The organism is Natrinema sp. H-ect1, assembly GCF_041821105.1.
Lineage (GTDB): Archaea > Halobacteriota > Halobacteria > Halobacteriales > Natrialbaceae > Natrinema > Natrinema thermotolerans.
The window spans coordinates 1-15,487 of sequence record NZ_JBGUBA010000019.1; the positions used below are offsets into that span (position 1 = coordinate 1).

Here is a 15,487-nt window from a genome sequence, read left to right on the forward strand (position 1 = left end):
TCCTCGTCGCTCGGGTTCTCGATCGTCGCCGTCACGGTGATCGTCTCACCGACTTCGGCGCTCGCGGGCGCATCGAGGTTGCTGACCTCGAAGGACTCCGCCGGTTCCGTCTCGTTGTCTATCGGCTCCTCTTCGGTTTCGTTGTCGGTCGGTTCGTCCTCGATCGGCTCGAGGCCGTCGTCAGTTTCGTTGTCCTCGGTTTCGTTGTCCTCAGTCGGTTCGTCCTCGATCGGTTCGAGGCCGTCGTCAGTTTCGTTGTCGTCGGTTTCGTTATCGACCGGTTCGTCCTCGATCGGCTCGAGGTCGTCGTCGGTTTCGTTGTCCTCGGTCGGTTCCTCTTCGACCGGTTCCTCGTCCTCAACCGGTTCTTCCTCGACGGGCTGTTCGTCCATGTCGCCGAGGTTGACGTATACGGTGGCCTCTTCGATGGTCACCTGGATCTGGTCTCCCTGCTGGTCACCATCGTCCTCGACGGCCCCGTCGTCACCGTTATCGACACCGTCTGCAGCGTCGTCGGTGTCGGTTTCGGTGTCGTTGGTCTCGGTGTCGAGATCATCACCGGTTCCGTCATCGTGCGAGGGGTCGTCGGAAGCGCTCTGGATCTCGATGTTCTCGACGTCTACGGTGACCGTCACCTGCTCGAAGGACAGATCGCCGTTACCGAGCAGTCCGGCGGCGTCCGCCGTCGTCTCGTCGTCCGTTTCAGTTTCATCGTCAGCCATCCCGTCGTCGCTGTCGACTGCACCGTCGTCAGTGGCCGTCTCGTTTCCGTCGACGGTCGCCCCGTCGTCGGCCTGCTCGTCTTCGTCTCCGGCGTCCGTCTCGCCGTCCATCCCGAGGTCGTCACCGTTCTCGCTGACGATGACGGTGAGCTGTTCGATCACGACGTTGATCGTTAGCCCGTCATCCATCGCCGGTTCGTCGTCGACGACATCCTCGTCTTCGTCAGCTGGTTCCTCGTCAACGATCGTTTCGTTATCCTCTTCGACCGGCTCCTCGTCAACGACTGTTTCGTTGTCGTCTTCGACCGGCTCCTCGTCAACGACCGTTTCGTTGTCCTCTTCGGCCGGCTCCTCCGCAACGGGCTCCTCGTCGGCCGCGCCGACGGAGACCACTGCGTCGTCGGTCACCGGCTCGTCGTCGGCCGTGAGGTACGGCCCGTCGGCCGCACCCTCACTCTCGACGAAATCGTATCCCTCGTTGTCGTTCGTATCCCGATGCGGCATCGCGATCAGGGTCTCGTCCTCCTCGAGCGGCTCGTCGAGGGTGACTTCGATCTGTTCGTGCGTTCCCGCCTCGAGATACGCGGAGGTGCCGATGACGCTCTCGAAGACGTCTCCGACCAGCAGGCTGCTGTCGTGGATCGTCACGAAGCCGCCGCTCGCGAGCGTGACGTTCTCGACCACGACCGTCTGCCCGTCGGTCTCCTGGTCTTCAAACGTCACGTACGCGGACTGTTGGCCGGCCGCGTCTTCCTCGAGGCCGGTTTCGTTGTCCGCCATCTCTCCATCGTCGTCACCGACTGCCGTCTCGTCTTCGTCGGCAACTGTCTCGTCTGTCGTTGATTCGTCGCCATCTGTCTCGTTCGCCGAGTCGTATTCGCCGTCGCTGGCAGTGTCACCCGAATCGACGGCCCCAGAGCCCGAAGCTGCTGTGACCATCGCCCCGCCGGAGCAAACTACCATCAGCGCGGTGAGTACGACCAGTACCTGTTTGCGTGCGTTCATGGTTGCCGTAATGGCATCCGTCACGTCGTGGCTTCGGCGGATAAACCGGCAGAACCATTACGCTGAGAAATCGGAAACTACGGCCCAACAGTGGCGAATTCAGTCTCTCGTTCTGATTCCGAAATCAACGATTGCTGATAGGAACGGTGGCCGCGCTAGTCATCGCCGGCCTGTTCGGGCGATTTCGACGCGGTCGGTTCGTGTCCGGGAAGACAGACGAGGTTCTCCCGACCGAGGCGCAGTTTCGTGATCTGGCCGTCCTCCTCGAGATCGGCGAGCAGCCGACTGACCTTCGCTTTCGACCAGTCGACGGAGTCGACGATGTTCGATTGCTTCATTCGACCCCCATTGTCCCGGAGCAACTGTCGGACCCGCTCTCGGTCGGTGACGAACTCCTCCCGATCGGGCTCCGTCTCGTGACCGGTCTCTGGACCGTCGTATCGGTTCCGAGCGACGAGTACGCCACCGAGCAGTGCGAGTGCAACCATCCCGACGAGAGCCGCAAGGTGTGCGTTTCCCTCTAGTTGGAGCGGTTCAGCGGCTCGCGAAACCTCGGGTCGGAACCCGAACCCGACCGTCGTCGCAACCGCCCCGTTGGTCGACGATTCGAACGCATCGACGACCGCGGATGCCCGTCGTCGGATAGTCATGCCCCCCGAGATGCTGTATTTCGATGGTTCATGTCCGATACCCTCGTGACCGTCTCACAAGTCGTTTTTTATAACCCATATGCTGTTAGTCGCGTCGGTGTCTCTCATGTCGACCGAACGGTCCGTGCGTTCGACCGGTTCCGGTCGGACGTCTCATCGGTGATCGGCTTCTCCCGGTGGCTGGCGGGCGTCAGTCCTGTCGGTGCCGGGTTCCGGTTGACACTCCCTAGTCATGATATGGCCACTCGTTGCTCGACGGGAGGAATAAACCGGCCCGGACGTTTCGATCGGTTAGCCCGGATTCGCTCCGGATTCAGACGGTAATCCGATACTGGCGTGACTCTCCGTGGAACGAACACGGTCGGTAGTCACTCGAGACCGCCGGCAAGACGACGCAACATCGGTCAGTTCGGACGGCCGCGTTCTCCCGCGAGCGGCCCGTCGATGGCATCGCCAGGGAGAGCTATCGAACACCGGGTCACTCGCCGGGTAGTTCGACCGCCTTCTCGGGATCTCCGCGGGTCGGGACGCCCGTATCGCGTTCGACCAGCGATCGGATCCCCGACTCGAGGCCGACTCGCGCCTCGAACCCGAGTTCGCGGGCTGTTTTCGTGGTGTCGGCACCGCTGTGTCTGATGTCGCCGGGACGGGGCTCGCGGTGGACGATCGACGAGGACGAGCCGGTGGCGTCCCGAACGGTTTCGGCGAGTTCCCGGATCGTCGTCCGCTCGCCCGTGCCGATATTGTAGGCCTCGCCGACCGCGTCGGTTACAGCCGCACGCAGGTTCGCGCGGACGACGTCGCTGACGTGGACGAAATCGCGGCTCTGCTGGCCGTCGCCCTCGATCGTAATCGGCTCGTCGGCGCGGGCCTGCTCGAGGAACGTCGAAATGACGCCGCTGTAGGGGCCCCGCTGGCGCGGCCCGTAGACGTTGAAGTACCGCAGGGCGACGGTCGGGAGGTCGTACAGCTCCGCGTAGAGGCGGGCGTACTCGTCGAGCGCGAGTTTCTGGACGCCATAGGGAGAAGTCGGATCGGTCGGTGCCGCCTCCGAGACGGGCAACTCCGCCGGGTGGCCGTACACCGCGGCGCTCGAGGCGACGACGACCCGCGCGTCCTCCTGGCGAGCCTGCTCTAAGACCAGCAGTCCGGCCTCGAGGTTCGTCCGGTTGCTCTGTCGGGGGTTATCGACGCTCTGGCTGACGCTAACGACGGCGGCGTGGTGGAAGATGACGTCGACGCCGCGGGCGGCCTCCTGTAGGGCGATCGGATCCCCCACGTCGCCCACGATCACCGTCGCGTCGTCGGGCAGGTGGGCCGGATCGCCGGTCGAGAAGTCGTCGAGGACTCGTACCTCGTTGTGTGGCACCAGAGCGTCGACGAGGTGGCTGCCGATGAAGCCGGCACCGCCGGTCACGAGTACCGTGCTGTCGCGGATCGCTGGGGAGTCCATCCCCTGAAGCGACCGGATCCTCGCTGTTTAGTATCGCGCTCGTACCCCTGCCGATTCGGCGACCGCTCGAGCGGAAGGCAGTGCTTACGGGACCCGATCGATGGTTTCCGTGGACGATCTGCCGGCACTCGAGCGGAGACACAGCGCGGTTTCCGGCAGAAGAGGTGACGGATGGGATACACTTTTGGCCAACAGGTACCTCGGTTCGGGTATGCTCCGAACTGCCCTGTCGCGGCTCCGTGAGTGGATCGCCGTCGACGACCCCTCGATGCGCTCTTCGGGGTCGGGCGAGGCGATCGTCTCGCCCCAGCACAGGCGATGCCGGGACGCCGAACAGGCGCTCGAGGAACTGCCCGACGACGCCCGGGACGAAAACCGCTAACTCGACCGCTCGGTCGCTCCGACTCGACGACCCGTTTGGGGAAGCTATATGCGCCGCCCTCGGCAACTCCCGGGCAATGACCGTCGATCTCGTCGTGCGCAACTGTACCGTCGTCACGCCCGCCGGGCGGACGCCCGACGCGGGCGTCGCCGTCGAGGACGGAGAGATCGTCGCCGTCGGGCGAAGCGACCGGCTCCCCGACGCCGACCGCGTCCTCGACGCCGAGGGCAACGTCCTCGTGCCGGGTATCGTCGACGGCCACATCCACAACCGCGAGCCCGGCCTCGAGTACAAGGAAGACTGGGAGTCCGCGACGCGGGCCGCGGCCGCCGGCGGCGTGACGACCGTCGTCGGGATGCCCAATACGGACCCGGTCATCGACCGACCCGACCACCTCGAGTTGAAGTTCGAGCGCGGCGAGGCCTCGGCCCACGTCGACTTCCAGAGCTACGCCGTCGTCACGTCGGAGAACCTCGATCTCATCCCCGACATCGACGAGGCCGGCGCGCTCGGGTTCAAGATCTTCCTCGGCTCGACGGTCGGGGACGTCCCGCCGCCGAACGACGGCGAGATCATAGAGGCGATGGCAAAGATCCGGGAGACGGGCAAGCGCCTGGGCTTCCACGAGGAGAACGGCGAGATCATCGACCACTACACCGAGAAGTTCCAGGCCGAGGGCCGAAACGAGCCGATCGATCACTCCCACTCCCGGCCCGTGATCGCCGAACGCGAGGCCGTCGAGCGGATGATTACCTTCGCCGAGGAGACCGGCGCGAAGATTCACATGTTCCACGTCTCCTCCGGCTCGGCCGCCGAAGCCGTCGCCCGCGGCAAAGAGCGCGGCGTCGACGTCACCGCGGAGACGACGCCCCACTACCTCTGGTTCACCGAGGAAGTGATGCGCGAGAAGGGCAACCCGGCCCGCATCCAGCCGCCGATCCGAAACGCCGCGGAACGCGAGCAACTCTGGCGGGTCGGAATCGACGACGGCGCGATCGACTCCATCGCCACCGACCACGCGCCCCATACCCCCGAGGAGAAGAAGGTCGACGACCCGTTCGGCAATACGTGGGAGGCGATCTCGGGCTTCGTCGGCCTCGAGACCGAAATCCCGGTCATGCTCACGTTCGTCGATCAGGGCCGACTCACGATGGAGGAGTGGGTCCGCCGCCACTCGACCCGGCCCGCTCAGATCTGGGGGATGTACCCCCGGAAGGGGTCGCTGCAGGTCGGCACCGACGCCGACTTCACGATCGTCGATCCCGACCGGGAATGGACGCTCGAGGACGCCGACGAACTCCACTCCAAAAACTGCGTCACGCCGTTTATCGGCGAGTCCTTCACCGGGAAAGCGGTCGCGACGGTCGTCCGCGGCGAGATCGTCGCCGAGGACGGCGACGTCGTCGGTGAGTCGGGGTACGGCACCCGTGTCGACGTCGATACCTGAGTGAGGCGGCGTCCTCTGTCCCTCGACGATCGTCGAAGTCGAATTGGCCGTTTCCCGTGACAATTCTCAGTGCCTGAAAGTAGCAACCTGTTTATATTCCCGTTTCGGCCTTCCGATGCCGACAGGGACCCCGCTATGACCGATTCAGACTCTCAGACAGACGCAGGCGACGAAACGGAAGGTACGGACAAGACGGAACAGCTTCGGTCGCTGTATCTCTCCGTGACCGACGGCGACGCCGAGCCGGTCGTCGAGACACAACGGGAGGGCTCCGACCGCCGAGAAATCGACGAAGCGCGGGCCGACGAAGCCGTCGGACCGGCCGAACTCCACGGGCTCGACGACGCGATCGACGACCCCGAACCCGCCGACTGACTCTCCCTTACTCGAGGTCCGCACCGACCGCGTCCTCGACCGAGGCGAACCCATCACGCTCGAGCAACGCGGCCAGGCCGCGGTTGATCCGCTTTGCGGTCGAGGGGCCCTGATAGACGAACCCGGTATACAACTGGACCAGCGAGGCACCGGCCCGGATCTTCTCGTAGGCGCTCTCGGCGGAATCGACGCCGCCGACGCCGACGATCGGCAGATCGCCGTCGGTGTACTCGGCGAGCGACCGAATGACGGCCGTCGAGCGGTCCGTGATCGGCTTGCCGCTGAGCCCGCCCCACTCCTCCTGCCGGGGCGACTCGAGTCCCTCGCGGCTCGTCGAGGTGTTGGTCGCGACGATGCCGTCGAGGCCGAACTCCTGTACGATGTCGACGAGATCGAAGATCGACTCCTCGGGTTCGTCGGGGCCGATCTTCACCAGGATCGGCACGTCACGGTCGTTTTCTTCCTCGAGGGTCTCGAAGATCGCCCGCAGATGCTCGGGCGATCCCTCGTCGAACTCCTCGGGCGTGTTCGGACAGGAGACGTTGACCACGACGTAGTCGGCAAAGGGCGAGAGCCGGTCGAAGACCCGGCGGTAGTCCTCGATCGCCTCGCGCTCGCTCGAGGAGTTCATTTTGCCGACGTTCACGCCGAGCGGAATCCCGGGCGTGCCGTCTGCCTCGAGCCGCGATTTGACCCGTTCCATCCCCTGGCCGTTGAAGCCCATCCGGTTGATCATCCCCTGGTCCTCGCGCAGGCGGAAGAGCCGGGGCCGGTCGTTGCCCGACTGCGGATACGGCGTGACGGTCCCGATCTCGACGAAACCGAAGCCAAGCGCTGCGAGCGCGTGGGTCACTTCGGCGTTCTTGTCGAAGCCGGCGGCGACGCCGACCGGGTTCGGGAACGTGGCGTCGAACAGGTCGACCTCGAGGGCCGGATCGTCGTACCGATACGCATACGAGAGCGCCGCCCGCGTCGGTCGCGTCGACTGGGCCGCCCGGAGCGTCCATTTGCCCAGGTCGTGGGCCGTCTCGGCCGGCAGTTTGAACGCGAGGGGGCGGACCCGCGAGTACAGCGTCATTGCCGGGACGTGGGGGCGGGCGACAGGTAAACGTCCCGAAGCGGCGCGCCCGGTCGCTCGAGGGGCCGTCCGCAATCAGAGCGACTCGAGAACTTCGCTCACGTCCGCGACCGATCGCAGGTCCGAAAGCGCTGCCAGCGTATCGTCGGTGGCGACCGCAACCGGCGCGCGGTCGGCACACATCCGGAACTTCTCGCGCAGTTCGTCCATCGAGAGCGGGTCGTCGTGGGTGCCCGGCGGCCGCTCTCGGGTGCGTTCGTACGTCTCGCCGCCGCGGGTCGTCACCGCGACGCGGGCGGCGTTGGAGTCGTAGGCCAGCTCGTCGTCGACGGTCAACGTGACCCGCCTGCGGACGGTCTGGACCGCCGGCTCGTCGATATTGGCCGCGTCGAAGGCGGCGAGTCCGACGTCCCGGCGGGCGATCGCGCGCCCGATCAGGTACGGCATCGAGAACTTCGCCTCGAGCCCCGTCTCGGGGTCGTCGTGGGCCAGGGCGTCGGCCGCCCCCTGCGAGGCCGTCACCGTCACGTCGTCGATCGCGTCGGGCTCGAGGTCGTACTCGTCGGCGAGCCCGATCGCCGCGTAGATGGCGGCGTGGGTGTAGTAACAGCACGGATACTTCTTGACGTCGATGCCGTCCTCGAGGATCGACCAGCGGTCGCCGAGGGCGGGCAGGGCCCCCAGGTCGGGCTCGCCGTCGCCGCGATAGAGGTCGAAGAAGCCGCGCTCGCCGTCGATCGCCGTCGAATCAGCGGTTGCGCCCTCGGCGGCGAGCAGGGCTGCGGTCGTCCCGGAGCGGGCGGCCTGGCCCGCGTGGACCGGCTTGGTCGTCGAGCCGAAGTTGCGCTTCAGACCGGCCGGCATCGAGGCGGCGATCGAGAGCGCGTGTGCGGTCCGTTCGGCCGAGAGATCGAGCAAGTTCGCCACCGCCGCCGTGGCACCGAACAGGCCGATGGTCGAGGTGGCGTGCCAGCCCCCCTCGTAGTGTCCGGGGCTGATGGGAGCCGAGAGGTAGTGTTGGGTCTCGAAGCCGGCGACGAAGGCCGTCAGCAGGTCCCGGCCGCTCGCGCCCTCGCGCTCGCCGACCGCTAGCAGCGGGGCGACCATCGGTACGCTGGGGTGGCCGTCCATCGCGGCCAGCGCGACGTCGTCGAAGTCGAGCGCGTGGCCGGCGGTCGCGTTCACGAAGACGGCGGCGGAAAGCGGCAGTCGGTCGTCGCGACCGAGAACCGTCGTCTCGCCGTGGCCGTCGCTTGCGGTGGCCGCGGCGATACTGCCGGCCTCGGCGTCCGCGCCCGCGAGGGTCACGCCGACGGTGTCGATGATCGCCCGTTCGGTGAGTCGAAACGCGTCCTCGGGAACGTCGGCGGCGGCAAGCGAACTCACGAACGTCGCGAGGTCGGTCGCGACCCCGCCTGCGTCTGCGTCCGTCATGTCGGATCCGTCTCTCGGGCAGCGGCATAATCGTGGCCCCGCCGGTCGGGTTTTTGACCGGTCGCCGCCTCGAGGCCGGCCCGACGCGACGCCGCGACGGAGTCTCGCACGCACCGCCGCGTCCACAGGCAGTTTTAGTATCGTGGCCACACGGGACAGTCGTATGCACGAGCCGACCGAAGGCGACCGCCATTCCTTCGAACGGGCGTTTACGACCGACGACGTCCGCCGGTTCGCCGACCTCTCACAGGACACCCAACCCCGTCACACCGAGCCCGACGCGGACGGCCGACTGCTGGTCCACGGCCTGCTGACCGCGACGCTGCCGACCAAGATCGGCGGCGACCTCGAGGTGCTGGCCAGGACGATGACCTTCGAGTTCGTCCGGCCGGTCTACACCGGCGAGACGATCGCCTGTACGCTGACGATCACGGCCGTCACGGAACGGGACGACCGCTACGACATCGAGGGGGAGGTCGTCTGCGAAAACGAGGACGGCGAGGTCGTCCTGACCGCGAGCCTCGAGGGACTCGTCGAGAAGGCGTAGGTTTCAGATCACGTCCGCGTCGCGCAACTCCGCGATCTCCGCGCTCGAGTAGCCCAGCGCCGCGAGGACGTCGTCGGTGTCCTCGCCCAGGTCGGGCATCGGTTCGGCCGCGAACTCGAGTTCGCTCGAGTCGATCGGGGTGTCGACGTAGGGGACCGGGCCGTCCTCGGTCTCGAACTCCTTGACGAGATCGAGGTGGTCGGCCTGTGGATGCTCGAGGACCTCGTCGAATCGGTTGACGTCGCCCCACGGGATGCCCGCCTCGGCCAGCCGTTCGGCCCAGTAATCGCGGGGGTGGTCGGCGATCAGGTCCTCGATCAGCGGCTCGAGGGTCTCGCGGTTTTCGACGCGTTGCTCGTTGGTCGCGAATCGCTCGTCCTCGAGCAGGTCGGGGCGCTCGAGGACGTCCGTACAGAGCAGTTCCCAGTGGGCCTCGCTGAGGATGGCGAAGTTGACGGATCGATCGTCGGCCGTCTCGTGGGGACCGTAGGGGGTCAGCAGGTGATGGCGCATCCCGATCCGTTCGGGAATCTCGTCGGTGTGCCAGTACTTGTGGGGGAAGTAGCCGAGCCACGAGAGGATACCGCCGAACATCGTGACGTCGAGTTCCTGGCCCTCGCCGGTGCGCTCGCGGTGAAAGAGCGCGAGCAGCGTCGAGATCGTGCCGTAGGTCGCGGCGTTGATGTCACAGATGCTCAGCGGGATCTTGGCCGGGGCGTCGGGCGAGCCGTTCATCGGAATGAGGCCGGTCTCGCCCTGCATGACCATATCGTAGGCCTTGCGGTCCTCGTAGGGGCCGTCGCGGCCGTAGCCCGAGATGTTGAGATAGATCACGTCGTCGTTATCCTCGGCGACGTCTTCGTAGCCGACGCCGAGCCGTTCGACCACGCCCGGCGAGTAGTTCTGGACGATCACGTCGGCCTCGGCGGCCAGTTCGTGAAAGACCGCGCGGCCCTCGTCGGCTTTCAGGTTCAACTCGACACTGAGCTTGTTCCGGTCGACCCAGACGTGGGCCGACGAGTCGCCGTAGACGGCCGTGTCCCAGTGGCGGTTGACGTCGCCGACGCCCGGGCGCTCGACCTTGATCACCTCCGCGCCGAAGTCGCCCAGCATCCGGGTACACAGCGGCGCGCTGATCCCGCTCTCCAGACTGACGACCGTGACGTCCTCGAGCGCGAGCATCTACAGCTCCTCCGGCTGCGTGCCGATTCCTTCGGGCCAGCCCGGCGGCTCCGCCGCGGAGGGCTCGGCGTGTTCCCGTTTCAGCACCATCGGGGTCCGCTCGAGCGAGAGGACGAGGTCGTCGTGCTGGTTGTACGCCCGGAGTTCGGTCTCGACGATGCCGACGTGGTCGCGGGACTCGAGTTCGCGCTTCGAGCGGACCTCGCTCTCGGCGAAGATGGTGTCGCCGTGGAAGACGGGGTTGTGGTGGCGGACGTCGTCGTAGCCGAGATTGGCCGTCGCGTTGACCGAGACGTCGACGACGCTCATCCCGACGGCCGTCGCGATGACGACGAGCCCGTTGACGAGGCGCTCGCCGAACTCCGTCTCTCGGGCGTAGGCCTCGTTGAAGTGCATCGGGTTGGCGTTCATCGTCACGTTGGTCAGCCAGACGTTGTCCGTCTCGGTGACGGTCCGGCCGAAGGGGTGCTTGTAGATGTCGCCGACCGCGAAGTCCTCGTAGTAGCGGCCGTGCCAGCCCTCGACGAGGCGTTTGTCGGTCGATTCGTCCGCGTCGTCGGTGTCGCTGTCGTCGGTCATTGTTTTGGGTAGCGAGCAGTCGTCGATCAGTACGAGCGAGGCAGCCCCAGGACGTTCTCGCCGATGTAGTTCAGTGCGAGCTGCTGGGTGATCGGCACCAGCCGGGTCAGTCGGGCCTCGCGGAAGTAGCGCTCGACGTCGTACTCCGTGGCGATGCCGAACCCGCCGTGGGTCTGGACCGCCGCGTCGGCCGCCTCGTAGGCCGCGTCGGCCGCGAGGAACTTCGCCGCGTTCGCGTACGCGCCCAGATCCACCTCCTCGTCCGAGGCCGCCCGGTCGGCCGCGTTGTAGGTCAGTTGCTTCGCCGCCTGCAGTCGCGCGTAGGCCTCCGCCAGCGGGTGCTGGATCGCCTGATTCGAGCCGATCGGGCGGTCGAACACCTCGCGGTCGGTGGCGTACTCGACGGCCCGCTCGAGCGCCAGCCGGCCCAGCCCGATACACTCGGCGGCGATGACGAGTCGCTCCTCGTTGAGGCCATCAAGCACCTGATAGAACCCGTCGCCCTCGACGCCGATCAGGTTCGATTCCGGGACTCGCAGGTCGTCGAACCAGAGTTCGAACGAGTGGACGAAGTCGCTCGCGGATTTGGGGATCGGCTCCATCTCGAGCGCGCCCTGCTCGTGGGCGTCCGCGAGGTCGACGAGAAACATCGAGATGCCGCGGGTGCGCTTGTCGACGTCAGCGCGGGGCGTCGTCCGCGCGACGAGGACGATGTAGTCGGAGACGTCGACGCGGGAGGTCCAGATCTTCTGGCCGTTGATGACGTATTGGTCACCGTCTTTTTCCGCGCGCGTCTCGATCGCCGTCGAGTCCGAGCCGGCGTTGGGCTCCGTGAGGCCGAACGCCTGGATCGATGTCTCACCGGCCGCGACGTCGGGGAGGAGATCGTCTTTGATCTCCTCGCTGGCGTATTCGACGATCGGCACGGAGTTGTACACGCCGCCGTGGACCGCCTGTGCGGCGCTGAAGCCGCCCCCGTTGGCGGCGATCTCCTCCATCATGACGACCGTCTCTCGAGTGCCCATCCCGGCACCCCCGTACTCCTCGGGGAGCAGGATCCCCATCCACCCATGATCCGCCAGCGCGTCGACGAACTCCTTGGGGTATGCCCCCTCGTCGGCCCGCCGACGCCAGTACTCGCGGTCGAAGTCCGCGCAGATCTCCCGGATGTTGGACCGAACCAACTGCTGGCGTTCCGTCAGTGCCACCGCGTCGCTGAGGAGTCGGGCCATTGGGGGATGATCTCTCGGTCGGAAGAAAAACGTTATGTGATACCGTGGCTCGGAGACACACTCGCCGACCGTAACGGCCGCATCTGTTCCTCACCGACGCGTCGATCCGCTTTCCGACAGCGGGGTTCGGACGGCGATCCGACCGCTCGAGGCGGCGTCCCACTCCTCGCCCGTGAGAACGCGACGTCAGGCCTCGAACCGATCGCGGACCCGGTCCCGGAGGACGGTCTTCTGGACCTTCTCCCCGTTCGGCCCCTCGGTCGTCGGGAACTCGTCGACGACCTCGACCGCCTCGGGCACCTTGTAGTCGGCGACGCGGTCGTCGAGGAACGCCTCGAGGTCGTCGGTCGGGACCTCGCCATCGGCGGGGACGACGAACGCGACCGGCACCTCGCCGTGGCGCGGGTGGGGCGCGCCGACGACCTCGCAGGCGCGGACGGCGGGGTGGTCCTCGACGGCGGCCCCGATCTCGCGGGGCGCGACGAGAAAGCCCCGGACCCGCAGGGCGTCGTCGAGTCTCGAGCGGTAGTAGACGTACCCGTCCGCGTCGATCTCAGCGAGGTCGCCGGTGTAGAACCATCCCGCTTCGTCGAAGGCCTCGGCCGTCGCCTCGGGCTTGTCGAGGTAGCCGTCGGCCAGCGGGTAGCCCCGGATCGCGAGTTCGCCCTCCTCGCCGGCCGGCAGTTCCGCGCGCGTTTCGGGGTCGACGATTTTCGCGTCGATCGCCGGATGGATCGGCGGGCCGCCGACCCGTTTGCGCCGCTCGGCGGGGTCGGCCGGGTCGCCGACGAAGAGCTGGCTGTTGGCCTCCGAGAGCCCGTAGGGCTGGACGACCGGGAAGCCGAACGTCGACTCGATGCGCTCGAACAGCGCCTCGTCGAACCCCTTGCTGATGAACCCCACCACGCCTTTGTCGATCGTCTCGACCTGCGTGGCGTCGAAGGCGTCGGCCTCGAGCATCCGTTCGAACATCACGCCCAGCCCGGTGAGATAGGTGGCGTCGTACGCGTCGACCAGCCGGATCGTCTCACCGGGGTTGAAGTGAGTCTGTGCGACGAGCGTGCCGCCGGTCGCGAGGACGCTGAACAGCGTGTTGTAGCCCCAGATCCCGCAGAACGGCAGCGTCGCGACGCCGACGTCGCCCCCATCCACGCCGAGGTGATCCGCGACGTGTGCGGAGTGGTTCAACAGCGACCGGCTCGACTGGAGACAACCCTTCGGATCGCTCGTGGTCCCGCTCGTGTAGAAGATCGCCGCCGGGGCCGCGGGATCGGACGCGGGCTCTACGTCGTCGCTCCCCCGCGCTCGCCCCGTCGCCAGCACGTCGTCGTAGTCACGCAGCGCCGGGCGTTCGGCCGCCGACTCGAGGCTGACGACCGCCTCGAGGGCCGGAAACGAGGCGGGATCGAACGCCTCGGGCAGTCCCTCGGTGATCTCGGGAACCGCCGCTTCGAGCATCTCGTGGTAGTCCCGCCCGAGCAGAGCGTCCTCGGTGACCAGCACCGACGCACTCGAGTCGGCGAGCATGTACTCGAGTTCGTGGCTCCGGTAGCGGGTGTTGACCGCGACGGTCGCCGCGCCCAGCATCGAGGTCGCCAGTTGGCAGGCGATCCATTCGGGGCGGTTCCCGAGCCAGACGGCGACGACGTCGCCGTCCGAGACGCCCAGTTCGGCGAGGCCGGCCGCGAGCGCGCGGCTCTCGGCGAGCAGGTCGTCGTACGTCCACGTTTCGCCCTCGAAGACGACGGCCCGCTGTTCCGGCCGCTCGGCCGCGACCGTCGCGATCCCCTCGTAGATGGTTTCGTCTGGCCACGTGAGCATTAGGCGTGCCATCACAAACCACGGATAAAACGGTTGCGTGCCCGGCCGTCTTCGGTTCCCGACTCGGGCGGCCGTCGCAGTTTCGGTGTTACCGCAGAACGGTCGCGTCGTTCCGCGAAATTCGGATGGCGGACCGGCTCAGGCCTCGCCGACTCGTTCGGCGTCCGGCCCGAAGACCGACTCGAGCAACGTGGGGACGTCCTCGGGGGAGACGTCCGAGTACCAGCGGTTTCGCGGCTGGATCGTGATCGCGGTCCCGTCCTCGCTACAGAGGCCGAGACACGAGGTTTCGCTGACCGAGACGGCGGTCCAGAAGGCATCTCGCTCGCGCAGCCACTCCTTGACCGCCGCGGCGGTCTCGTCGGCACCGACCGCACCACAGCTTGCGTGTTCGCCGTCCCGGTCGTTCGTACAGACGAAGACGTGGGCGTCGAGCCGTTCGGTGTGTTGCTCGGTCCGGTCGTTCATGGACTCATCAGCAGGTCGTCGTGGCGCTCGGCTGCCGGCTGCGCGCCGGCCCGCGTCTGGAGCCAGCCGAAGCAGGCGGCCACCAGCGCCCAGAGCGCGGCCTGACTCAGGACGGTCAGTCCGCGGAACGCGGTCACCAGGTCGGCCGACAGCGCACCGGTCTCGACGATCGTCGGTGCCGCGACCGTCGTGACGGCGACGAGTGCGACGATCGGGACTGCGGCTACACCGACCCCAAGCGGCCGGTTCTCGGGAGACAGACGGCCGTAGCCGTAGACCGACGCCACGGCGACGACGGCCCCGACGGCCATCATCCCGGCGTAGATCGCGCTTCGCAGCGTCGGGTCAAACGCCAGTTCGGCCCCGGGCGTCGTCGGCGGCAACACCAGCCACGGGGCGACCGAGACGGTCAGGAAGCCGGCCGCGGCCAACACGTAGGCCTTGACCCGCCCGCGGCCGGGCAGCGCCGGCTCGAGGAAGTAGAAGGCGAGCGCGAAGGCACCGCCGAGCAGGATTCCCCAGAGGACGCCGCTGCCGATGCTGACGGCCGCGGTCGTCGCCTCGCTGACCGCGTGAGCGCCTTCGCCGGCGGCATGGGCGTGTTCGCCGGCCTCGTGTGCGTGTTCACCGGCGTGGGCGTGGTCGCCGCCCTCGGCGCGCGTCTCCATGTAGCCGACAAGGGGGTTCGCGACCAGCGCCACGTAGGCTCCGTAGGCGATCCCCGCGATCGCCCCGGCGACGACGCCCCGCTTGAGGTAGTCGGCGAGCATCAGTGACAGATGACGCCGGCCGCGTGCCGGAAGTTGTGCATCGCGTCGTGAGCCAACGGCTCCTGCAGGAACAGCAAGGCGAACGTCGCTGCCGCGACGAACGCGAAGACGGCGAGCAGTTGTCCGGTTGTGAGGTCGTCACGCGCGGTCCCGATACGATCGTGGACGGTGTCGGTCGTCGTCATGCAAGTCAGTTTTCCCTACTGAAACTCCGATTGTAAAACTACCGATCGTCCGACGCCGGCACCGTATTTCCCCATCGTCGACCGTACGACCGAACGGAACTCGAACCGTCACGAACGATCCGAATGAATTCGACGGATCGGGCGACTGCTGGGGAAT

General features: G+C 67.0%; 16 protein-coding genes. 4 read left to right on the forward strand and 12 right to left on the reverse strand.

The annotated features are described in order from the left end of the window. The 3 genes from ACERIM_RS18950 to ACERIM_RS18960 form a co-directional block, all read right to left on the reverse strand. Positions 1 to 1,727: hypothetical protein (locus tag ACERIM_RS18950; RefSeq protein WP_373633784.1), on the reverse strand; the 1,727-nt coding region annotated here is incomplete at its 3' end. A gap of 155 nt (positions 1,728 to 1,882) precedes the next feature. Then, positions 1,883 to 2,377 (reverse strand): hypothetical protein, encoded by a 495-nt coding sequence (locus tag ACERIM_RS18955; RefSeq protein WP_006650384.1) that lies wholly within the window; start codon positions 2,375 to 2,377, stop codon positions 1,883 to 1,885. Positions 2,378 to 2,855: 478 nt separating this feature from the next. After that, complete coding sequence (locus ACERIM_RS18960; protein WP_373633785.1) at positions 2,856 to 3,830, reverse strand: NAD-dependent epimerase/dehydratase family protein; 975 nt, start codon at positions 3,828 to 3,830, stop codon at positions 2,856 to 2,858. A 211-nt stretch (positions 3,831 to 4,041) separates the two neighbouring features. On the opposite strand from ACERIM_RS18960, the gene ACERIM_RS18965 reads away from it, so the two are divergent. The 3 genes from ACERIM_RS18965 (at position 4,042) to ACERIM_RS18975 (ending at position 6,034) form a co-directional block, all read left to right on the forward strand. After that, positions 4,042 to 4,212, forward strand: a complete 171-nt coding sequence (locus ACERIM_RS18965) for a hypothetical protein (protein ID WP_373633786.1) — start codon at positions 4,042 to 4,044, stop codon at positions 4,210 to 4,212. A gap of 76 nt (positions 4,213 to 4,288) precedes the next feature. Then, positions 4,289 to 5,659 (forward strand): allantoinase AllB, encoded by a 1,371-nt coding sequence (gene allB / locus ACERIM_RS18970; RefSeq protein ID WP_373633787.1) that lies wholly within the window; start codon positions 4,289 to 4,291, stop codon positions 5,657 to 5,659. Positions 5,660 to 5,794: 135 nt separating this feature from the next. Further along, positions 5,795 to 6,034: a hypothetical protein gene (locus tag ACERIM_RS18975; RefSeq protein WP_049966371.1), complete on the forward strand. Its 240-nt coding sequence runs from the start codon at positions 5,795 to 5,797 to the stop codon at positions 6,032 to 6,034. Between the two features lie 7 nt (positions 6,035 to 6,041). On the opposite strand, the gene ACERIM_RS18980 is transcribed toward ACERIM_RS18975, so the two are convergent. Together ACERIM_RS18980 and ACERIM_RS18985 are read right to left on the reverse strand one after the other, a co-directional pair. Beyond that, the gene (locus tag ACERIM_RS18980) at positions 6,042 to 7,112 is read right to left on the reverse strand and encodes a quinone-dependent dihydroorotate dehydrogenase (protein ID WP_373633788.1); all 1,071 of its coding nucleotides are present in this window, start codon (positions 7,110 to 7,112) and stop codon (positions 6,042 to 6,044) included. A gap of 75 nt (positions 7,113 to 7,187) precedes the next feature. Beyond that, the gene (locus ACERIM_RS18985; protein ID WP_373633789.1) at positions 7,188 to 8,546 is read right to left on the reverse strand and encodes an MmgE/PrpD family protein; all 1,359 of its coding nucleotides are present in this window, start codon (positions 8,544 to 8,546) and stop codon (positions 7,188 to 7,190) included. Positions 8,547 to 8,709: 163 nt separating this feature from the next. On the opposite strand from ACERIM_RS18985, the gene ACERIM_RS18990 reads away from it, so the two are divergent. Continuing rightward, positions 8,710 to 9,093, forward strand: a complete 384-nt coding sequence (locus tag ACERIM_RS18990; protein WP_373633790.1) for a MaoC/PaaZ C-terminal domain-containing protein — start codon at positions 8,710 to 8,712, stop codon at positions 9,091 to 9,093. A 3-nt stretch (positions 9,094 to 9,096) separates the two neighbouring features. Here ACERIM_RS18990 and ACERIM_RS18995 read toward each other — a convergent pair whose 3' ends face one another. From ACERIM_RS18995 to ACERIM_RS19025, 7 genes are all read right to left on the reverse strand, one after another. Then, positions 9,097 to 10,275 (reverse strand): CaiB/BaiF CoA transferase family protein, encoded by a 1,179-nt coding sequence (locus tag ACERIM_RS18995; RefSeq protein WP_373633791.1) that lies wholly within the window; start codon positions 10,273 to 10,275, stop codon positions 9,097 to 9,099. Then, entirely contained in the window at positions 10,276 to 10,854 is a 579-nt protein-coding gene (locus ACERIM_RS19000) for a MaoC family dehydratase (protein ID WP_373633792.1), read from the reverse strand. It abuts the gene before it with no gap. Between the two features lie 26 nt (positions 10,855 to 10,880). Next, a complete protein-coding gene (locus ACERIM_RS19005; protein ID WP_006650394.1) occupies positions 10,881 to 12,086 on the reverse strand; it encodes an acyl-CoA dehydrogenase family protein in 1,206 nt (401 codons plus the stop codon). A 186-nt stretch (positions 12,087 to 12,272) separates the two neighbouring features. After that, positions 12,273 to 13,907, reverse strand: coding sequence for a class I adenylate-forming enzyme family protein (locus tag ACERIM_RS19010; protein ID WP_373633793.1), 1,635 nt, complete (start codon positions 13,905 to 13,907; stop codon positions 12,273 to 12,275). A gap of 138 nt (positions 13,908 to 14,045) precedes the next feature. Beyond that, entirely contained in the window at positions 14,046 to 14,375 is a 330-nt protein-coding gene (locus tag ACERIM_RS19015) for a ferredoxin (RefSeq protein ID WP_006650396.1), read from the reverse strand. Continuing rightward, complete coding sequence (locus ACERIM_RS19020; RefSeq protein ID WP_373633794.1) at positions 14,372 to 15,145, reverse strand: CbtA family protein; 774 nt, start codon at positions 15,143 to 15,145, stop codon at positions 14,372 to 14,374. The genes ACERIM_RS19015 and ACERIM_RS19020 overlap by 4 nt, the downstream gene beginning before the upstream one ends. Beyond that, complete coding sequence (locus ACERIM_RS19025; RefSeq protein ID WP_006179558.1) at positions 15,145 to 15,330, reverse strand: CbtB domain-containing protein; 186 nt, start codon at positions 15,328 to 15,330, stop codon at positions 15,145 to 15,147. The genes ACERIM_RS19020 and ACERIM_RS19025 overlap by 1 nt, the downstream gene beginning before the upstream one ends. Positions 15,331 to 15,487 lie beyond the last annotated feature (157 nt).